Raw genomic sequence first — 18407 nt, 5'->3', positions numbered from 1 at the left:
AGAAACCAAGACCACTTCCGGCATCATCATTCCTGACAACGCCGCTGAAAAGCCTGACCAAGGCGAAGTCCTGGCCGTGGGCCCCGGCAAGCGCAACGACAAGGGCGACTTCGTCACCCTGAACGTCAAGGTCGGTGACCGCGTTCTGTTCGGCAAGTACAGCGGCCAGACCGTCAAGGTCGATGGCGAAGAACTGCTGGTCATGAAGGAAGACGACCTGTTCGCAGTCGTCGAGAAGTAATCCTTCTCCTCTTCTTCAAGCACCACCCTATTCAATTCAAGCATTTCCGGAGAATTCCAAATGGCAGCTAAAGACGTCGTTTTCGGCGGTGAAGCCCGCGCTCGCATGGTCGAGGGCGTGAACATCCTGGCCAACGCGGTCAAAGTGACCCTGGGCCCCAAGGGCCGCAACGTGGTGCTCGAGCGCTCGTATGGCGCCCCCACCGTGACCAAGGACGGTGTGTCCGTGGCCAAGGAAATCGAACTCAAGGACAAGCTCCAGAACATGGGCGCCCAGCTCGTGAAGGAAGTGGCCTCCAAGACTTCCGACAACGCTGGTGACGGCACCACCACCGCCACCGTGCTGGCCCAAGCCATCGTGCGCGAAGGCATGAAGTACGTGGCCGCCGGCATGAACCCGATGGACCTGAAGCGCGGCATCGACAAGGCAGTGACTGCCCTGGTCGCCGAGCTGAAGAAGCAATCGCGTCCCACCACCACGTCCAAAGAGATCGCCCAAGTCGGCACCATCTCCGCCAACTCTGACAACGACGTCGGCGAAATCATCGCCAGCGCGATGGACAAGGTCGGCAAGGAAGGCGTCATCACCGTTGAAGACGGCAAGAGCCTGGCCAACGAGCTGGACGTCGTCGAAGGCATGCAGTTCGACCGCGGCTACCTGTCGCCTTACTTCATCAACAACCCCGAAAAGCAAGCCGCTTTGTTGGACAACCCTTTCGTGCTGCTGTACGACAAGAAGATCTCCAACATCCGTGACCTGCTGCCCACGCTGGAGCAAGTTGCCAAGGCTGGCCGTCCGCTGCTGATCGTCGCTGAAGAAGTCGACGGCGAAGCACTGGCCACCCTGGTGGTCAACACCATCCGCGGCATCCTGAAGGTCGTGGCTGTCAAGGCCCCTGGCTTCGGCGACCGCCGCAAGGCCATGCTGGAAGACATCGCCATCCTGACGGGCGGCAAGGTCATCGCTGAAGAAGTCGGCATGTCCCTGGACAAGGTCACGTTGGCCGACCTGGGCCAAGCCAAGCGCATCGAAGTGGGCAAGGAAAACACGATCATCATCGACGGCGCTGGCGCCGCTGGTGACATCGAAGCCCGCGTCAAGCAAGTGCGCATCCAGATCGAAGAAGCGACCAGCGACTACGACCGCGAGAAGCTGCAAGAACGCGTGGCCAAGCTGGCCGGCGGTGTGGCCGTCATCAAGGTCGGTGCTGCCACCGAAGTCGAGATGAAGGAAAAGAAGGCCCGCGTTGAAGACGCCCTGCACGCCACGCGCGCTGCGGTGGAAGAAGGCATCGTGGCCGGTGGTGGCGTGGCCCTGCTGCGTGCCAAGCAAGCTGCTGGCGAGATCAAGGGCGACAACGCCGATCAAGACGCTGGCATCAAGCTGATCCTGCGCGCCATCGAAGAACCCCTGCGCATCATCGTGTCCAACGCCGGCGACGAAGCCAGCGTGGTCGTGAACGCTGTGTTGGGTGGCAAGGGCAACTACGGCTACAACGCCGCGAACGGCACCTACGGCGACATGATCGAAATGGGCATCCTGGATCCCACGAAGGTCACGCGCACGGCTCTGCAAAACGCAGCCTCCGTGGCTTCGTTGCTGCTGACGACCGAATGCATGGTGGCTGATTCCCCCAAGGATGAATCGCCTGCTGGCGGTGGCGGCCACGACATGGGCGGCATGGGTGGCATGGGCGGCATGGGCATGTAAATGCCGGCCTGAGCTTTTCAAGCTCTTGTCATCAAAAGGGCCGCAGCGATGCGGCCCTTTTTTCATGGTGTGTCGGATGTCGTTGTTTATTCGAGCACCGTTAACCGTTTGCGACAATTCCCACCGGAACAGGCGGTTCAGGAAATCGAACCTGACCTCCAGACTCCCGCGATCAGCGATGTTGCTGTTCTTCCAACGATCACGGGACTGACCAATGAAAAATTTGATGTCTGTTGCGGCCTTTGCCGCCATGACGATGTTCGCCGGTGCTGCTTCTGCCCAAGCCTATGTGGGCGGCACGGTGGGTTTCAGCAACTTCAGTGTTGACTGCCTGCCAGGCGCCAGCTGCGACACCAGCGATACAGCGTTCAAGATCTACGGTGGTTTCACCGTGGCCCCCCACGTTTCGATTGAAGCGGCCTACATTGATTTTGGCAGCACCACCATCAACGGCGGCCCATTCACATTGGGGGCCATTGACGTGTCCGCCTTCATCGTCAACGGTGCCTACCACTGGGACTTCTCGCCCAAGTGGTCGGGCATCGCCCGCCTGGGCCTGGCCAACGTCAGCACCGATCCCAGCGGCATCGCCGGCAACAACTCCGACAGCGCCATCAAGCTGTACGCCGGTTTTGGCATTGAATACGCCGTGGCCAAGAACCTCAAGATCGTTGGCGCGATCGACCTGACTTCGTTTGAAGTCGGTGGCAGCGATGGTTCGCTGAACGCTGTCTCTGGCGGCATCCAATTCTCGTTCTGAGTCTGCGCTGACCCTGGTCCGACACCCTGCACAATGGCTGCATGAAGCTGCGTTGTGCAAAACAGATTCTCACAGGGTGTTGGATGCTGGCCTGGCTGGTGCCGCTGACGTGCGGTGCCCAGCAGGCTGAAGAAACCCGTCCCCGCATTGGCCTGGTCTTGTCCGGTGGCGGTGCGCGTGGTCTGGCCCATGTGGGCGTTCTCAAGGTACTGGAGCGTGAGCGCATCCCCGTCGATGTGATCGCGGGCACCTCCATGGGCGCCATCGTGGGGGGGCTGTATGCCAGCGGCCTGTCTGCCGAGCAGATCGAGGCCGAGGTGCTGCGCCTGGATTGGGGCAATGTGTTCGCCAGCCGAGTCGACCGGCGCGAGCTGTCGCAGCGCCGCAAAGGGCAGGACTTCGAGGTCTCGCCTCTGCTGGAGGTGGGCATTGATGCCACGGGGCTCAAGGCGCCGCTGGGGCCCGTGTCCAGCCGGGGCCTGGAGTCGCACTTGCGGCGCATGACCTTGCCATCGCGGCAGTTCACCGATTTCGATCAATTGCCCACCCCGTTCCGCGCGGTGGCCACCGACATGGAAACCGGCCAGCCCGTCATCCTGGGCAGCGGTGATCTGGCCACGGTGCTGCGCTCCAGCATGTCGGTGCCGGGCGTGTTCGCCCCGGTCGAGGTGGATGGCCGCATCCTGGGCGATGGCGGCCTGGTCAACAACACGCCGGTCGACGTGGCCCGGGACATGGGTGCGCAACGCCTCATCGTGGTCAACATCGGCACGCCTCTGTCCAAGCGCGACACGCTCAATTCCTTCACGGGCGTGACGGCGCAGATGATCAACATCCTGACCGAGCAGAACGTGCAGCGCAGCCTGCAAAGCCTCAAGCCCGACGATGTGCTGATCGCGCCCACACTGGACAACCTGACCGCCGCCGATTTCGAGCGCGGCGCCGAGTTCGTGGCCCTGGGCCAGCTGCAGGCCGAAGCGCTGGTGTTGCGCATGCAGGACCTCAAGCTCAGCGAGGCTGACTATGCCCGTTGGAAGTCCAGGCGTCAGCAGAAGATCACGCCCCCGGCGCCCTTGAGCTTCGTGCGCTTCGAAGGCAGCAAGCAGACCAAGCCTGAGAGCCGCGACGACATCCTGGAAACCCGGGCTGGCGACACCTTCAACATCGGCAAGGCCGAGCGCGATGCCACGCGGCTGGCGGCCACGGGCGATTACCTGCGCGCCGACTACCGCCTGGTGCGCACGCCTGAGGGCGCCGAAGGGCTGGTGTTCGATCTGGAGGACAAGCCCTGGGGGCCCAACTACCTGCAGATCGGCCTGGACTTCAGCGCCGACAGCCGGGGCCGCAGCCTGTTCAACCTCAAGCTGGTGCACAACCGCCATTGGTTGGACGAGCATGGCAGCGAGTGGCGCAACTTCGTGAGGGTGGGCACCTCGCCCGCCCTGGGCACCGAGTGGTACCGGCCCATGGACTGGAAGCTGCCGGATGGCTTGCGCGGCTTCGTGTCGGCTTCAGCCTCGCTGCAAAGCCGACGCTTGTCCTTGCACGACGACCCCGAGGGGCCTTTGTCGGCGGAGCTGGAACGCAAGCGGCGCAGCGTGACGCTGGACGTGGGCACCACCTGGCGCGAACTGGGCGAGGTCCGCGTGGGTTGGGTGGATGAGGCCCACCGCGATGACCCTGACCTGGCCCTGGCCAGCTATGCCGGGCCCACATCACCTTTGCGCTGGACCGAGCGTGGCTGGCACCTCAGCGCGGTGTTCGATCAACTTGACCACGCTTTTTTCCCCACGCATGGTTGGCGTGTGGAAGCCAACTGGATGAAGGGGCGCAGCTTTGGCCATGGCCTGGCCGAGAGCGGCAAGCTCAACTACTTTGAGGCCCAGGCCCAAGGCGCGCGCTCATGGGGCGTGCACACCTTGAGCGCCTACACCCGCATCGGGCTGTCCGATGGCGCGCAGCAGCGCACGCCACGCTATGGCCTGGGCGGTTTCCAGCAGTTGTCGGGCTATGAGCCATTCCAGGTCAGTGGCTCGCAGATCGCGTTGTTGCGCTTGGGGTATCAACAGCGCGTGGCCAATTTGTACCTGACCCGTGGCCTGGTGCTGGGCACCAGCCTGGAAGTGGGCAATGCCTGGGAGCGCCCCTCTGACCGTGGCGATGGCGGTTTGCGCAAAGGCATGAGCCTGTACCTGGGCGCGGACACCGCCTTCGGGCCGGTGTACAGCGCCGTGGTCTACAGCCCGCGCGTGGGGTCGACCTTGATGATCTTCGTGGGACGCCCTTGATCGATGTTCAGACGCGGCTGAGGGCGGGGCCCGCGGTGGCGCGCAGGTGGTCCATCAGGTGGCCGGTGATCTTGGTCAAGGGCAGCACCTCTTGCACCGCGCCAGCCGCAATGGCCTCGCGCGGCATGCCGAAGACCACGCAAGTGGCTTCGTCCTGGGCCACGCAATAGGCCCCTGCATCGCGCATCTCGCGCATGGCGGTGGCACCGTCGGCGCCCATGCCGGTCAGCATGATGCCCACCGCGTTGGGGCCGACCACGCGGGCGGCTGATTTGAACAGCACCTCCACGCTGGGCTTGTGGCGGTTGACGGGATCGCCGTCTTGCACGCGGGCCAGGTAGTTGGCGCCCGAGCGTTCCACGCTGAGGTGCATGCCGCCCGGGGCGATGTAGGCGTGGCCGGGCAGGATGCGTTCGCCGTCCACGGCTTCCTTCACGCTGATCTTGCACAGGCCATCCAGGCGCGCCGCGTAGTTGCGCGTGAAACCCGGGGGCATGTGCTGGGTGATGACCACGGCGGGCGAATCGGCGGGCAGGGTGATCAGCACTTCCTTGGTCGCTTCGGTGCCGCCGGTGGAGGCGCCGATGAAGATGATTTTTTCAGTGGACAGGCGGCCCAGGCTGGCCGACACCGGGCGGGCGACCGCCTTGGGGTCATGGCCTGGTGCGCCAGCAGCAGGGGCAGGTGCATGAAGCCGGTTGATGCGCGCCTTTGAAGCGATCCGGATCTTGTCGGTGATGTCGTCCTGCAGATGGCGCAGGCCATCGGCCACCCCGATCTTGGGCTTGGCCACGAAGTCGATCGCACCCAGCTCCAAGGCTTTGAGCGTGACCTCGGCGCCGCGCTCGGTCAGCGTGGACACCATCACCACGGGCATGGGCCGCAGGCGCATCAGCTTGGCCAGGAAGTCGATGCCATCCATGCGGGGCATTTCAACGTCCAGCGTGATCACATCGGGGTTGAGGTTGCGGATCATCTCGCGCGCCACCAGCGGGTCGGCCGCCGCGCCGATGCATTCCATGTCGGGCTGGCGGTTGATGATCTCGGTCAGAAGGCTGCGAACCAGGGCCGAATCGTCGACCACCACCACTCGAATCTTTGCCATTGTTGTGCTCCCTGCTCAGAAAAGATCGATCGAACCACCAGCTGCGGCAGGGGCAGCGGCTTTTTGCGCAGCGATGCGTTCCTGGGCCACGATGGCGTCCGGGTTGCTGGCGGCCAGGCGTTTGACCATGGCCTTGCCGCTTTGCGGAAAGAAGCACACCTTGCGCGGGTAGATGTCCATCACGTCTTTCGAGACGATGGGGATGCGCTCGGTCTTGAGGTAGTCCATCACGAAGTTGGTGTTGCGCTCGCCCACGTTCAGGCTGCTCATGCCACTGATGACGGCACCGCCGCCAAATACCTTGGCCTCCAGCGTCATGCGCGAGGCGCCCATCTTCAGCATTTCGTTGATCAGCAGTTCCATCGCGAATGAGCCGTAGCGGCCCGAGTCGCTGGTGCCGCCGCCGTTGTCGGGCAGCATGAAGTGGTTCATGCCGCCGATGCGGGCGTTGCGGTCCCACAGGCAGGTGGCGATGCACGAGCCCAGCGTGGTCATGATGATGATGTCCTCGTCATACACGAAGTACTCGCCTGGCAGGATCTTGACGGCCTCGTTCTGGAAGTGCGCATCGTAAAAAAAGAAGGATGCTTCACCAGGTTTGGTGACGCGCGCCTTGAGGGCGCCCAGGCGGTCCTTGCGGGCCGCGGCGGCGCCCAGACTGGCCGCGAAGCCGGGGGGCGGTGTGCCGGGGCGCAGAGCGCTGGAGGGAGTCGTGCTCATCATGGTGAATCCATCAAACCTTGTCGTAGACCGTCTTGCCTCGCAAGAGGAAGAGGTCACGCGATTCGGTGAAATTTTCCGAATGCCCCACGAATAATTTGCCTTTGGGCTTCATGACCCGGTGGATGCGCTCCAGCACCTTGCGCTGGGTCGGCGCGTCGAAATAGATCATCACGTTTCGGCAGAACACGATGTCGAAGGGTTCGCCCAACTGCCACTGCTCCTGCATCAGGTTGAAGGGCTTGAACTCGACCATGGCCGCCAGCTCGGGCTTGACGCGGATCTGGCCGGCGTTGGAGGCCTTGCCTTTTAAAAAATACTGGCGCAGGCGCTGCGGGCTCAAACCACGCGCATTGGCGTCGTAGGCCCCGCGTGAGGCTGTTGCCAGCACATTGGTGTCGATGTCGCTGCAGGTGATCTTGACCGGGGCGTGCAGGCCCAGGGTCTCGGCCACGGTCATGGCCAGCGAATAGGGCTCTTCGCCGGTCGATGCGGCGCAGCACCAGATGCGCGTGGGCTGCGGGCCACGCGCGCTCAGCCATTCGGCCAGCACATGGAAATGGTGCTCTTCGCGGAAAAACGAGGTGAGGTTGGTGGTCAGGCAGTTCACGAACTCCTGCCACTCCTGCTGGGCGGGCGCGCCCGAGGCGCTTTCCAGCCACTGCAGGTACTGCTCGAAGGAGTTGTAGCCCGTGTCGCGCAGGCGGCGTGACAAGCGGCTGTACACCATGGCCTGTTTGCCGTCGTGCAGGCTGATACCGGCGCGCTGGTAAATCAGGGAGCGCACCCGGGAGAAGTCCTTCGCGTTGAAGGAAAACTCGCGGTCAGTGACCAAACCCATGGAATCCGACATAGAAGGCACTCTGGCAGGTTGCGTGAAATCAGCGGACGACTTGCTCGGCGCCCCAGCTTGATATCGGCAAACAGGACGCTGGCTTGAGGATGGGGGTGGTAACAGGGTTCCAGCCGTGGAGTTGGGCCGTGAAACCGTGTCTCATTGGCCCATCACCCCAAAGCGCCCTGATAGACTGGCTCATGGATCTCTTAGCAGGTATGGAGCCGCCCATCACTTCCGATTTCGCCCCTTTAGCTGCCCTGGAAGGCTCGTTTTGCGCGGGCATGAGGCTGGAGTCGGCGCTGAACCTGCTGGCCCAGGCCGGCTGGGGCCTGCCTGAAGGCCTGGCGATGGGTTCGCAGCCGTGGCTGCAGTCGGTGGTCGATGGCCTGTGCGAGATTTCCAGCCGCGATGTGCTCACCGGCCTGTCCAACCGTCGGCTGTTCGAGGCCGCCATTGGCCGCGAGGTCGACCGGGTGGCCCGCATTGGCGAGCCCGCCCTGCTGCTGATGGTCGACATCGACCATTTCAAGAAAGTCAACGACACCCACGGCCACGCCGCTGGCGACGTCGTCATTCAATCGGTGGCCGCGTCCCTGCAAGATTGCGTGCGCCCCATGGACACCGTGGCCCGCATCGGCGGCGAAGAGTTCGCCATCATCCTGCCCAACTGCCCGCCCGCCTTTGGCCAGACCGTGGCCGAACGTGTGCGCCACAAAGTGGCCACGTCGCCCGTGGTGGTGATTGGTGGACAGCAACTGTCGATCACGATCAGCATCGGGGGGGCCTTCGCGCCGCAATGGGTGCGCTCATCGGCCAGCCTGTGGTGCGAGCGCGCCGACCAGCAGCTCTACCGCGCCAAAACCGAAGGTCGCAACCGCACCTGCCTTGAAATGCCACCGCTCACGGTGGTCAGCGCCGAAGAGAAAAGTTTGTTATTTGCCGGATTTGCGCAATCCGACTTCATCGCGGACTCAGGTCCAGTCGACTTTGCGCCGAAAACACGGAATGACGGTCACCATGTCCAGCCCCACTTCCAACCCTGAAACGTCCAAGCCGGTGGCCACGCCGCGCCTGGCCCGCACCCTGGCGGTCACCAGCGGCAAAGGCGGCGTCGGCAAAACCTTCGTCAGCGCCAACCTGGCCGCCGCCTTGGCGCGCCAAGGCCTGCGCGTGCTGGTGCTGGACGCCGACCTGGGCCTGGCCAACCTGGACGTGGTGCTGAACCTGTACCCCAAGATCACGCTGCACGATGTGTTCACCGGCAAGGCCCAGCTGGAAGAAGCCATCCTGCCTGCGCCCGGTGGCTTTTCGGTGCTGCTGGCCGGCTCCGGCCTGGTTGAATACTCCCGTCTGACGCCTGAAGTGCGCGACCAGCTGCAGCACATCATCGAGACGGTGTCGCCGCGCTTTGACGTGCTGATCATCGACACCGGCGCAGGCATCTCTGACGTGGTGCTGTACGCCGTGTCGCTGGCCCACGAGATCATCGTGGTGGCCACGCCTGAGCCCACCTCCATGACCGACGCCTACGCCACCATCAAGGTGCTGTCCTCGCAACAATCGCGCGAGAGCCTGCACCTGGTGGTCAACCAGGTCAGCCGTGCGGGCGAGGGCCGTGCCATCTGCACCCAGTTGCAGACGGTGGTCGATCGCTTTGTGCAAGGCGCCAACGGCGCCGCGCCCAAGCTCAACTTCTTGGGCGAAGTCCCGACCGACCCGGCCGTGCGCCAGGCCATCCAGAAGCGCCAGTTGCTGATGGAGCTGATGCCCGGCAGCCCCGCCGCCCAAGGCATCGTTCAGATCGCCACCAAGCTCACCCCCCGTTGACTGCCCAAGCCCCGACCCCTTATGAAGTGATGGGCGGCGATGCCAAGGTGCGCGCCCTGGTCGATCGTTTCTACGATCTGATGGACCTGGAGCCCTCCTACAAGGAACTGCGCCAGGCCCATGGCACCAGCCTGAGCGATGCCCGCGACAAGCTCTACTGGTTCCTCAGCGGTTGGCTGGGCGGCCCCGATTTGTACGTTGAGCAATTTGGCCACCCGCGCCTGCGCGCCCGACACCTGCCTTTTTCCATCGGCATCCTGGAGCGCGACCAGTGGCTGGCCTGCATGTTCCAGGCGATGCAAGAGGTGGAGGTGGATCCGGTGCTGGCCGAGCGGCTGGAGAAATCCTTCTTCCAGACCGCAGACTGGATGCGCAACCAGGGCGTCTGAAGGCCGGCCTATTTGGCGACTTTGGGTGCGGGTTTTGGCGTTCTGGGCGGGGCAGGGCTTTTGCCCCCGGGGTTCAGCAGCACCACCAGGGCGCCAGCGCCACCATCGTCGCCACGCGCCTGCACGAAGGCCAGCACGCGGTCGCTTTGCACCAGCCAGCGGCGCACCTTGTCTTTCAGCACCGGCAGCTTGCCGGGCGATCCCAGGCCCTTGCCATGCACCACGCGCACACAGCGCCAGCCTTTGGTCTGGGCCTCGCGCAAGAACGCGCCCACGCGCTCGCGGGCCTCGTCGGTGCGCAGGCCATGCAAATCCAGGTGGCCCTGCACCGCCCACACGCCGCGCCGCAGCTTGCGGGTCACGTCCTGGCCCACTTCCGGGCGGCGGAAGGACAGGGATTCGTCGGTTTCGAGCAGGCTTTCCACGTCGAACTCATCCGACAGGGATTCGCGCAGCACCGAGGCTTCATCTTGCTGGCGCAGCTTGGGGATGGGCGCCGGGCGCGTGGCGCTGGAGCCCACGGTGCGCCCGTTGGGGGCCATGGCGTAGACCGGCCCCACCGCGTGCTTGAACAGTTCTTGTTCCAGCTCGTGGGCGCGTTGCTCGGCCTCGCGCGTGGCACGCTCGGCCTGTTCTTGCGCGAGCTTGGCGGCCGCCTCTTTGGCGGCTTTTTTCAAAGCGCGCTTGAGGTCGGCGAAGTCGCTCAGGGGCGTGTTGGTGGAGGACTTGCGGGCTGGGCTCACAGTGCCAAGCCTACCTCATGCCCGAGGCCGCTTTTAAATCAGAGCAAACCGCGTTCCGCAAACGACAGGGCGCCCCCTGCGCCGACCACGAAATGGTCCAGCACGCGGACATCCACCAAGGCCAGGCTGCTCTTGAGTGTCTGCGTCAACAGTTCGTCGGCACGCGAGGGCTCCAGCACGCCCGAAGGGTGGTTGTGGGCCAGGATCACGCTGGCCGCGTTCAGTGCCAGCGCGCGCTTCACCACCTCGCGTGGGTACACGGATGTTTGGCTGAGCGTGCCCCGGAACATCTCTTCGCAAGCGATCAGCCGTTGCTGCGAATCCAGGAACATCACCGAGAACACCTCGTGGGGCAGGGCGCCAATGTGCATGCGCAAGTAATCTTTCACCATCTGCGGCGAGGTGAACACCGGTTGCTCGCTCAACTCGCGAGTCATGGCGCGGCGTGCCAGCTCCATCACCGCGATCAATTCCGAGCGCTTGGCTGGCCCCAGGCCCTTGATGCTGGCCAGTTGTGCTGGCTGAGCACGCAGCAGGCCTGACAATCCCCCCAGGTCACCCAGGACTTTTTCCGCCAGCTGCAACACGCCCAGCCCTTGCAGGCCGGTGCGCAGCAGCAGTGCCAGCAGTTCGGTGTCAGCCAGGGCTTGCGGCCCCATGGACAGCAATTTTTCGCGCGGCCGAAGGGCGGCGGGAAGATCTTTCATGGAAACGCTCCCTGATTTGGTGACTCAAACCTAAAATTGTCGTTTTTCCAAACTGAAAGCCCAATCCTCCTGAAGGGTGGGGCACGTTTCCATGACCACTGCTGTGCCCACCGTCGTTCCCGGCTCCTTCCTGACCTTGCATTACCGCTTGGCGGGCCCCGATGGCGGCGACATCGTCAACACCTTCGCCGACAAGCCTGCCACGCTGTCGCTGGGCTCGGGCGAGTTGTCGCCTGCGCTGGAGGCCCGCATGCTGGGCCTGCAAGAAGGCACCCGCACGGTGATCCAGCTTGACCCCGGCGAAGCCTTTGGCCCCCGCAACCCCGAGTTGGTGCAGCGTGTGGCCTTGTCGCTGTTGCGCAAGCTGGGCGACATGAACGAAACCTGGGACGTGGGCGATGTGGTCCAGTTCCCCACGCCCGATGGCCAAGGGGCTTTCGCGGGCGTGCTGCGCGAAATGGGCCCGGCGGGTGAAGATTGGGCCGTGTTCGATTTCAACCACCCGCTGGCCGGCCAGACGGTCACGTTTGAAGTGCAACTGATCGGGGTCCTGTGATGAGCAATCAGGTTGAAGATGTTTTGCTGGCCGAGCCGCGCGGCTTTTGCGCTGGCGTTGACCGCGCCATCGAAATTGTCGAGCGCGCGCTCGAGCAATACGGTGCGCCCATCTACGTGCGCCACGAGATCGTGCACAACACCTACGTGGTCAACGACCTGAAGGCCAAGGGCGCGATCTTCATCGAAGACCTGGCCGACGTGCCGCCTGGCGCCACCCTGATCTTCAGTGCCCACGGCGTCAGCCAGACGGTGCGCCACGAGGCCGATGCACGCGGTTTTCAGGTGTTCGATGCCACCTGCCCTTTGGTCACCAAGGTCCACATCGAAGTGGCCAAGCTGCGCCGCGAGGGCTACGAGTTCGTGATGATTGGCCACAAGGGCCACCCCGAGGTCGAAGGCACCATGGGGCAACTCTCCGAAGGCATCTACCTGGTCGAAGACATCGACGATGTGGCCACCGTGCAGGTCACCACACCCGACAAGCTCGCCGTGGTCACGCAGACCACGCTGTCGGTGGACGATGCCGCCGCCATCCTGGAGGCCATCAAGCTGCGCTTTCCCAACATCCGCGAGCCCAAGCGCCAGGACATCTGCTACGCCACCCAGAACCGGCAGGATGCCGTCAAGGTGCTGGCCCCGCAGGTGGACGTGGTCATCGTGGTGGGCAGCCCCACCAGCTCCAACAGCAACCGCCTGCGCGAGCTGGCCGAGCGCCTGGGCACACCCGCTTACATGGTCGACTGCCCCGGTGATCTGCAAGAAGCCTGGTTCGATGGCCGCCCGCGCGTGGGCCTGACCGCTGGGGCCTCCGCACCCGACGTGCTCGTGCAGCAGGTCATCGCGCAACTCAAGGCCTTGGGCGCCGTCTCCGTGCGCCGCATGCAGGGCGTGGAAGAATCGGTGCGTTTCCCCCTGCCCAAGGGCCTGGGCGGCACGGGGCTTGACCGGCCCTTGCCCACGCAGCGCAGCGCTTCTTAATATTTCAGCTTCTTCTCATTGAACCAACATGCTTGACATCACCCTGCTGCGCAAAGACCTCGACGGCGTGCTGGCGCGCCTGGCCTTGCGCAAGAACCCGCAGCCTTTCCTGGACGAAGCGCGCTTTCGCACCCTGGAAGCCGAGCGCAAGACCATCCAGTCCCGCACCGAAGAGCTGCAATCGCAGCGCAACAGCCTGTCCAAGCAGATCGGCGCCCTCAAAGGCAAGGGCGAAGACACCACGGCCGTGATGGCCCAGGTCGGCGGCATTGGCGACGAGCTCAAGGCCAGCGCCGAGCGCCTGGACGTGATCCAGGCCGAGCTGCAAGACCTGCTGCTGTCATTGCCCAACCTGCCGCACGACAGCGTGCCCGTGGGCACCGACGAATCCGGCAACGTGGAAACGCGCCGCTGGGGCACGCCGCAGACCTACGCCTTCGAGGTCAAGGACCACGTCGATGTGGGCAGCCCGCTGGGCCTGGACTTCGAGACCGGGGCCAAGCTGTCGGGCGCCCGCTTCACGTTCTTGAAGGGCCCCATCGCCCGCCTGCACCGCGCGCTCGCCCAGTTGATGCTGGACACGCAGACGCTTGAGCACGGCTACACCGAGTGCTACACGCCCTACCTGGTGCAGGCCAAGGCGCTGCAGGGCACCGGCCAATTGCCCAAGTTCGAACAAGACCTGTTTCATGTCACCTCGGGCGATGGCGATGCCTCGGGCAGCAAGTGGTACCTGATCCCCACCTCGGAAGTCACCTTGACCAACTCGGTGGCCGACACCATCGTGCCCATGGACCAGCTGCCCATCAAGCTGACCGGCCACACGCCGTGCTTCCGATCAGAGGCGGGCAGCGCTGGGCGCGACACGCGCGGCATGATCCGCCAACATCAGTTCGACAAGGTCGAGATGGTGCAGATCGTGCACCCTGACGAGAGCTATGCAGCGTTGGAGGCCATGGTGGGCCACGCCGAAGCCGTGCTGCAAAAGCTGGAGCTGCCTTACCGGGTGATGTCACTGTGCACGGGCGACATGGGGTTTGGCGCCACCAAGACCTTCGACCTGGAAGTGTGGCTGCCCGCGCAGAACGCTTACCGCGAGATCAGCTCGGTCTCCAATTGCGAGGCTTTCCAGGCGCGGCGCATGCAGGCGCGTTTCAAGAACGCCCAAGGCAAGAACGAGTTGGTGCACACGCTGAATGGCTCCGGCCTGGCCGTGGGCCGCGCGCTGGTGGCCGTGCTGGAGAACCACCAGCAGGCCGATGGCAGCATCCGCATCCCGGCGGCGCTGCAGCCCTACCTGGGTGGCCAGGAAGTGCTGAAACCTTGATGCTATAATCTGCGGCTTTCCAGCATCGGCTGGACGCTGACTAGACCCCAGCGAGCCCCGCATACAGGAGAGGTGGCAGAGTGGTCGAATGTACCTGACTCGAAATCAGGCGTACCGCAAGGTACCGTGGGTTCGAATCCCACCCTCTCCGCCAATAAATGGTTTCGCGCGGTCTCACCAAGACCCCAGTTACCACCAGAAAGCCCCGTCACCACGGGGCTTTTTGCATTTGGCGCCCCCAACAGTTGGTGACAAATTCCGGGCTAACCCTTGCGGACAGGCGCACCACACGGCCACTAAACTCAAGGGGCTCTCAAAGGGAGGGCAGAGCGGGAGGCTCTTTTCCGAGAACGAAGGCGGCCTCCCTTTTTTCATCATGAATTCAGTGGAGAGTCAACATGAAATTCGCATTCAAGACCGCGGTGATCGCCGCCACCTTCATCGCCGCCAGTTCGGCCAACGCCCAGAGCTGGCAGTTCCAATCGGGTTCGGGCGGCCTGACGTTTTCGGGAGACGCCTTGTCGGCCCTCAGCGCTTCGGGTTCCTCGATCGTGACCGCCGCCACCGTGCCCACCATTCCTGGCCTGGACATCAGCGGAGCGGTCAATACTGCGGCTTACACCAAGGCCACCGGCAACGTCAGTCTGACGTTCAGCGACGCGGTCACCAACGGCGACAATCTGACTTCGCTGCAAGCGGCCAATTCCTTTGTGCAGATTCGTCGCACCACCTTCAACGACGATGAAACCACCACCACGCGGTCGATTTTCATGGCCAACTTCGACGTGAACCTGTCCAACTCCACGATTTCGGCCGATCTGTACTCGCGCACGAATTCCGGCGCACTGGTGAGCTACGGCACGCGTTCCATTTTCGCGGCTGACTTACCTGGTGTGGTCGGTGGCACCCAGGGGGTCATCGTGCCGGTTTTTGGCCCCGGTGGGCAGGTCACTGGCGAAGCCAGCGGCGGCCTCGCCGGCAGCTTGCGCATGAACCTGGGGACCGCCGACATCATCCTGGCCGACCTGGGCCTGAACACCTCGGCCACCGACCCGGTGGCCATCCTGGTGCGCACGGCCAACTGGGGCACGACGCAGGCCGCTGGCACCTTCGCAGTGCCCGAGCCTTCAACCTACGCCATGTTCGGGGTAGGCCTGTTGGCCGTGGGTGCCGTCGCTCGTCGCCGCAAGGCGGCCTGAGCCTGATCAGCCTTGACGTGTTCAAGGCTGCCGAAACCGCCCCACACACCGGGGCGGTTTTTTTTCGTGCCTGCAGCGGGAATTCCGCGCCAGCAGGCGCGTTGGCGCGCCGGATGAAATAATGCTGGTTTTGCACACGCCGTGCAAAACCGCAGCACCCGCCCGGAGAGCGCATGAAAGACCACTACGCCAGCCTTGGCCTGGGCAGCGCCGCAACCCTGGCCGACATCAAGAAGGCCTTCCGCCAGAAGGCCTCGCTCTACCACCCCGACCGCAACACCGCCGACGACGCGGCCGAGCGTTTTCGGGCCGTGCAAGAGGCCTACGACGTGCTGTCCGACACGGCCAAGCGCCAGGCCTACGACGACAACCGCCGCCGCAACCTGCTCGACAGCCCGATCGAGACCGCTAGAGACATCTGGCAAAACTATTTCAGCGCCTTGCTTTGACGAACTTCAGCCCCACATGAGCATTTCCCCCTTCTTCCATGAACTGCGCTCGGCCTACCAGGCTGAACTCGACGACCTGGCCTCTGACTCCGAAGGCAAGGACGTGCTGCGTCAGCGCCTGGCCGCCAAGCGCAAGGAGGTTGATTTCTTGCTACAGATGGTCGAGCTGTGCCCCGAGATGGTCGCGGTGGTGTTCCACCAGGGTTTTCGTTTTCCGCAGCCGGTGCTGATGGACCAGTTGCTCAGCCTGGAAGTGGACGAGTTTCCGGAGTGGGACACCCTGTCCAACGCCGTTCAACTGACGCCCTGGGCGCAAGAACTGGCCCAGGTGTTCTTGAAAGAGCCCTCCGGTGGCCGCTTCCTGACCGTGGCCGCCGGGCTGGAATACATGCATGGCAAGGCCGACCCCTCACAAGCCGCCCAGGCGGCCGATGAGGACACGGAAGAAGAGGATGGCGAAGACCGCGACGGCGACTTCAGCCAGGAGGACAGCGACGACGCCCGTGCGCGCGAAGAGGCCGGTGCCGACTGGATGGTCGAGCAAGGCTTCGACCGCAAAGACTGATTGAACCAAAGGAGACTTGATGAGCAGCCACCACCTTGCCCTGATCGCCAAAACCCAAAGCCTGATCGCCGCTGGCGACATCGTGGGGGCCGAATCCGCCCTGGTCGAGCTGGCCGACACCGAGGGCGATGGTGCGTTGATGGTGGTGCTGGAGCAGCTGCCACCCAAAGACATCCTGGCCGTCATCCGCGAGTACGACAACTCCAAAGAGTCGATCATCAACCTGATGGTCACCCCCGCCCAGTTTGCCCGCGCGGTGGTGATCGAAAAACGCTACAAGGACCTGACCCGCACCCACCTGCGCGGCATGGTCAACTCCATCATCTTCCGCGAAGACGCCAACCCGGTCGAGTTCCTCACGGCCGTGGGCGATCTGGAAGGCGGCAGCGAAGCCCTGGCCGACTACTTTGCCGACAAGTGGAGCCGCGTGGAAACCTTTGCCCGCACCGGCAGTTTCGACGCCCTGGAAGACGACGGCCAGATCTTGTCCGAGACCGCGCTCTACGCATCAGCCTACGTCAAACCCATCGTTGATCAAGACGAAGTGGCCGACCAGGACTGGATGGAACTGGCCTGGATCCTGCGCTACCAATGCCCTGATCTGTTCATCGAGACGCTGCTGGTGCTGCGCGCTAAATCACGTGCCTTCGATGCGGGTGAGGAAGAGGCTGACGAGGCTGAAGAGGGCGATGGCAAGGTCGACCTGGCCGACACCGACCGCGGCAAGATCACGCCTGCCAATTTGGAATCGGAAGAAGAGTCGGCGATCTAAATGACGGGCAGTACTTTTTCTTCTGATTCAGCTTCGTCCATCGCGGTTTACGACGCGCGGCCTTTTTTCGAGAAGGCGTTGCAGTACGGCGTGCGCAACGGCATCATCGACCAGCCCAAGCTGGACGCCATCTGTCACGACGCTCCCAAAGGCATGGTGCAGATCGCCAGCTACTTTGGCAGCGAGTTCCTGCAACCCGAGCTTGAAAAAGCCAAGGACCGGCTGGTGAACCTGGTCAGCCTGTACCTGGAAGAGACCTGCGGTGGCGATTTGCGGCAGGCGGCCGAGTCCCTGCGCGACCACTCTTTCCTGTCGCGCTCCAAGGGCGGCTCGGACATGCTCAAGCGCCTGATCGCCATGCCGCAGACCAGCCACTTCGGCATGAACGAGCGCCACGGGTTCACCGACGACCACATCCCGCAACTGGCCAAGTGGTCTTTGCGCAGCCTGGCCGACTACCGGGCCGAGTTGGCCCAGCGTGCGCACGCCACCCAGGCCATGGACGCGGCCATCTGGCTGGCCGAGGCTTTGGGCACGGACGCCGCCGAGCTGGAAGAAGCTGGTGCCGATGCCGACGCCGTCATCCGCACCGCACTGCTCACCTTCGCCACCAAACACACCGACCTGCCCGACTGGGCCGCCTTCGACAAGATGGTGGGTGCCTTGCGCAAGAAGCCGCCAGCCAAGTTGACGGCAACTTTGCCGCCCAAACTGCCCGAGCACCTCAAGCCCGTGGTCGATGACGCCTGGCAATCGGTGGTGGCGGATCTGCCCAAGATCCTGGACACCAGCTTGACGCCTCACAAGCTGTTCCACAAAACGCCCGCTTTCCGGGGCCGCTATTTCTGGATCGAAGACGCCTTGAGCGAGGTGGATCACCACGACCGCTCGGCCTCCGCCAAATGGAAAAAAGTCACCGCAGGCCACAGCGATGAAGGCTCACTGATCACCTTGTTCTTGTGCGTGGCCACGAGCACTGCGCCCAAGACGATGCTGACCGAACGCAGCGCGGGCACCTTGATCCGCAAGATCCGCAAGACTGGCCTGGACACCGACCTGGCGGTTCAGTACATCCGCGACCACGCCCCCATGCAGCATCAGGACGACTACGTCCAGCTGTGGCAGTCCTTCATCACTGAATCGCAGGCCACCTTGAAGAGCGATGCGGACTACGCCTTGAAAGACGCCCTGGCCGTGCTGCGCCGCGAGGGCAATGTGGCGCCGTCTTAGG

Annotated in this window: 20 protein-coding genes and 1 tRNA gene; 16 read left to right on the top strand and 5 right to left on the bottom strand. The window is 63.7% G+C overall.

The window, feature by feature from the left end:
* From groES to Q7V20_RS04385, 4 genes are all read left to right on the top strand, one after another.
* On the top strand, positions 1–241 hold a 241-nt coding region (groES, locus tag Q7V20_RS04400), incomplete at its 5' end, for a co-chaperone GroES (protein WP_304787584.1).
* Between the two features lie 60 nt (positions 242–301).
* On the top strand, positions 302–1951 hold the full coding sequence (gene groL / locus Q7V20_RS04395) for a chaperonin GroEL (protein ID WP_304787582.1): 1650 nt from the start codon (positions 302–304) through the stop codon (positions 1949–1951).
* 226 nt (positions 1952–2177) lie between these two features.
* Positions 2178–2711 carry an outer membrane beta-barrel protein gene (locus Q7V20_RS04390; protein WP_304787579.1) on the top strand — a complete coding sequence of 178 codons (534 nt, stop codon included), beginning with the start codon at positions 2178–2180 and terminating at the stop codon, positions 2709–2711.
* A gap of 83 nt (positions 2712–2794) precedes the next feature.
* Positions 2795–4999 carry a patatin-like phospholipase family protein gene (locus Q7V20_RS04385; RefSeq protein WP_304787577.1) on the top strand — a complete coding sequence of 735 codons (2205 nt, stop codon included), beginning with the start codon at positions 2795–2797 and terminating at the stop codon, positions 4997–4999.
* 7 nt (positions 5000–5006) lie between these two features.
* On the opposite strand, the gene Q7V20_RS04380 is transcribed toward Q7V20_RS04385, so the two are convergent.
* From Q7V20_RS04380 to Q7V20_RS04370, 3 genes are read right to left on the bottom strand one after another with little or no spacing between them, the layout of a single operon-like run.
* Complete coding sequence (locus tag Q7V20_RS04380) at positions 5007–6104, bottom strand: chemotaxis response regulator protein-glutamate methylesterase (RefSeq protein WP_304787575.1); 1098 nt, start codon at positions 6102–6104, stop codon at positions 5007–5009.
* A 15-nt stretch (positions 6105–6119) separates the two neighbouring features.
* Positions 6120–6824: a chemoreceptor glutamine deamidase CheD gene (gene cheD, locus Q7V20_RS04375; RefSeq protein ID WP_370652401.1), complete on the bottom strand. Its 705-nt coding sequence runs from the start codon at positions 6822–6824 to the stop codon at positions 6120–6122.
* A 13-nt stretch (positions 6825–6837) separates the two neighbouring features.
* Positions 6838–7665 carry a CheR family methyltransferase gene (locus Q7V20_RS04370; RefSeq protein WP_304787571.1) on the bottom strand — a complete coding sequence of 276 codons (828 nt, stop codon included), beginning with the start codon at positions 7663–7665 and terminating at the stop codon, positions 6838–6840.
* Positions 7666–7859: 194 nt separating this feature from the next.
* On the opposite strand from Q7V20_RS04370, the gene Q7V20_RS04365 reads away from it, so the two are divergent.
* From Q7V20_RS04365 to Q7V20_RS04355, 3 genes are read left to right on the top strand one after another with little or no spacing between them, the layout of a single operon-like run.
* Positions 7860–8705 (top strand): GGDEF domain-containing protein, encoded by an 846-nt coding sequence (locus Q7V20_RS04365; protein WP_370652400.1) that lies wholly within the window; start codon positions 7860–7862, stop codon positions 8703–8705.
* A complete protein-coding gene (locus Q7V20_RS04360; protein ID WP_304787569.1) occupies positions 8680–9489 on the top strand; it encodes a MinD/ParA family protein in 810 nt (269 codons plus the stop codon). The genes Q7V20_RS04365 and Q7V20_RS04360 overlap by 26 nt, the downstream gene beginning before the upstream one ends.
* Positions 9490–9518: 29 nt before the next feature.
* Positions 9519–9878, top strand: a complete 360-nt coding sequence (locus tag Q7V20_RS04355; protein ID WP_304787587.1) for a group II truncated hemoglobin — start codon at positions 9519–9521, stop codon at positions 9876–9878.
* An 8-nt stretch (positions 9879–9886) separates the two neighbouring features.
* On the opposite strand, the gene Q7V20_RS04350 is transcribed toward Q7V20_RS04355, so the two are convergent.
* On the bottom strand, positions 9887–10621 hold the full coding sequence (locus Q7V20_RS04350; RefSeq protein ID WP_304787568.1) for a Smr/MutS family protein: 735 nt from the start codon (positions 10619–10621) through the stop codon (positions 9887–9889).
* A gap of 38 nt (positions 10622–10659) precedes the next feature.
* A complete protein-coding gene (gene radC, locus Q7V20_RS04345) occupies positions 10660–11328 on the bottom strand; it encodes a DNA repair protein RadC (RefSeq protein ID WP_304787566.1) in 669 nt (222 codons plus the stop codon).
* Between the two features lie 91 nt (positions 11329–11419).
* Between radC and Q7V20_RS04340 the strand changes: the two genes are divergently transcribed.
* The 9 genes from Q7V20_RS04340 to Q7V20_RS04300 all read left to right on the top strand — a co-directional run bounded on the left by Q7V20_RS04340 (position 11420) and on the right by Q7V20_RS04300 (position 18406).
* A complete protein-coding gene (locus Q7V20_RS04340) occupies positions 11420–11884 on the top strand; it encodes a peptidylprolyl isomerase (protein ID WP_304787564.1) in 465 nt (154 codons plus the stop codon).
* Positions 11884–12864 carry a 4-hydroxy-3-methylbut-2-enyl diphosphate reductase gene (ispH, locus tag Q7V20_RS04335; RefSeq protein ID WP_304787562.1) on the top strand — a complete coding sequence of 327 codons (981 nt, stop codon included), beginning with the start codon at positions 11884–11886 and terminating at the stop codon, positions 12862–12864. The genes Q7V20_RS04340 and ispH overlap by 1 nt, the downstream gene beginning before the upstream one ends.
* A 28-nt stretch (positions 12865–12892) precedes the next feature.
* Entirely contained in the window at positions 12893–14191 is a 1299-nt protein-coding gene (serS, locus tag Q7V20_RS04330; protein ID WP_304787560.1) for a serine--tRNA ligase, read from the top strand.
* Positions 14192–14257: 66 nt separating this feature from the next.
* A tRNA-Ser gene (locus tag Q7V20_RS04325) sits at positions 14258–14345 on the top strand.
* A 244-nt stretch (positions 14346–14589) separates the two neighbouring features.
* Entirely contained in the window at positions 14590–15390 is an 801-nt protein-coding gene (locus tag Q7V20_RS04320) for a PEP-CTERM sorting domain-containing protein (protein ID WP_304787558.1), read from the top strand.
* Between the two features lie 173 nt (positions 15391–15563).
* On the top strand, positions 15564–15839 hold the full coding sequence (locus Q7V20_RS04315) for a DnaJ domain-containing protein (protein ID WP_304787554.1): 276 nt from the start codon (positions 15564–15566) through the stop codon (positions 15837–15839).
* 16 nt (positions 15840–15855) lie between these two features.
* Positions 15856–16404 (top strand): hypothetical protein, encoded by a 549-nt coding sequence (locus Q7V20_RS04310; protein WP_304787552.1) that lies wholly within the window; start codon positions 15856–15858, stop codon positions 16402–16404.
* Positions 16405–16423: 19 nt separating this feature from the next.
* Positions 16424–17176 carry a hypothetical protein gene (locus Q7V20_RS04305; RefSeq protein ID WP_304787549.1) on the top strand — a complete coding sequence of 251 codons (753 nt, stop codon included), beginning with the start codon at positions 16424–16426 and terminating at the stop codon, positions 17174–17176.
* Positions 17177–18406: a hypothetical protein gene (locus tag Q7V20_RS04300; RefSeq protein WP_304787547.1), complete on the top strand. Its 1230-nt coding sequence runs from the start codon at positions 17177–17179 to the stop codon at positions 18404–18406.
* Position 18407 lies beyond the last annotated feature (1 nt).

The sequence above is a fragment of the Aquabacterium sp. genome (genome assembly GCF_030652515.1).
In the GTDB taxonomy this organism is placed as follows: Bacteria; Pseudomonadota; Gammaproteobacteria; order Burkholderiales; family Burkholderiaceae_C; genus Aquabacterium.
This window is presented reverse-complemented; position numbering and strand designations above follow the sequence as displayed.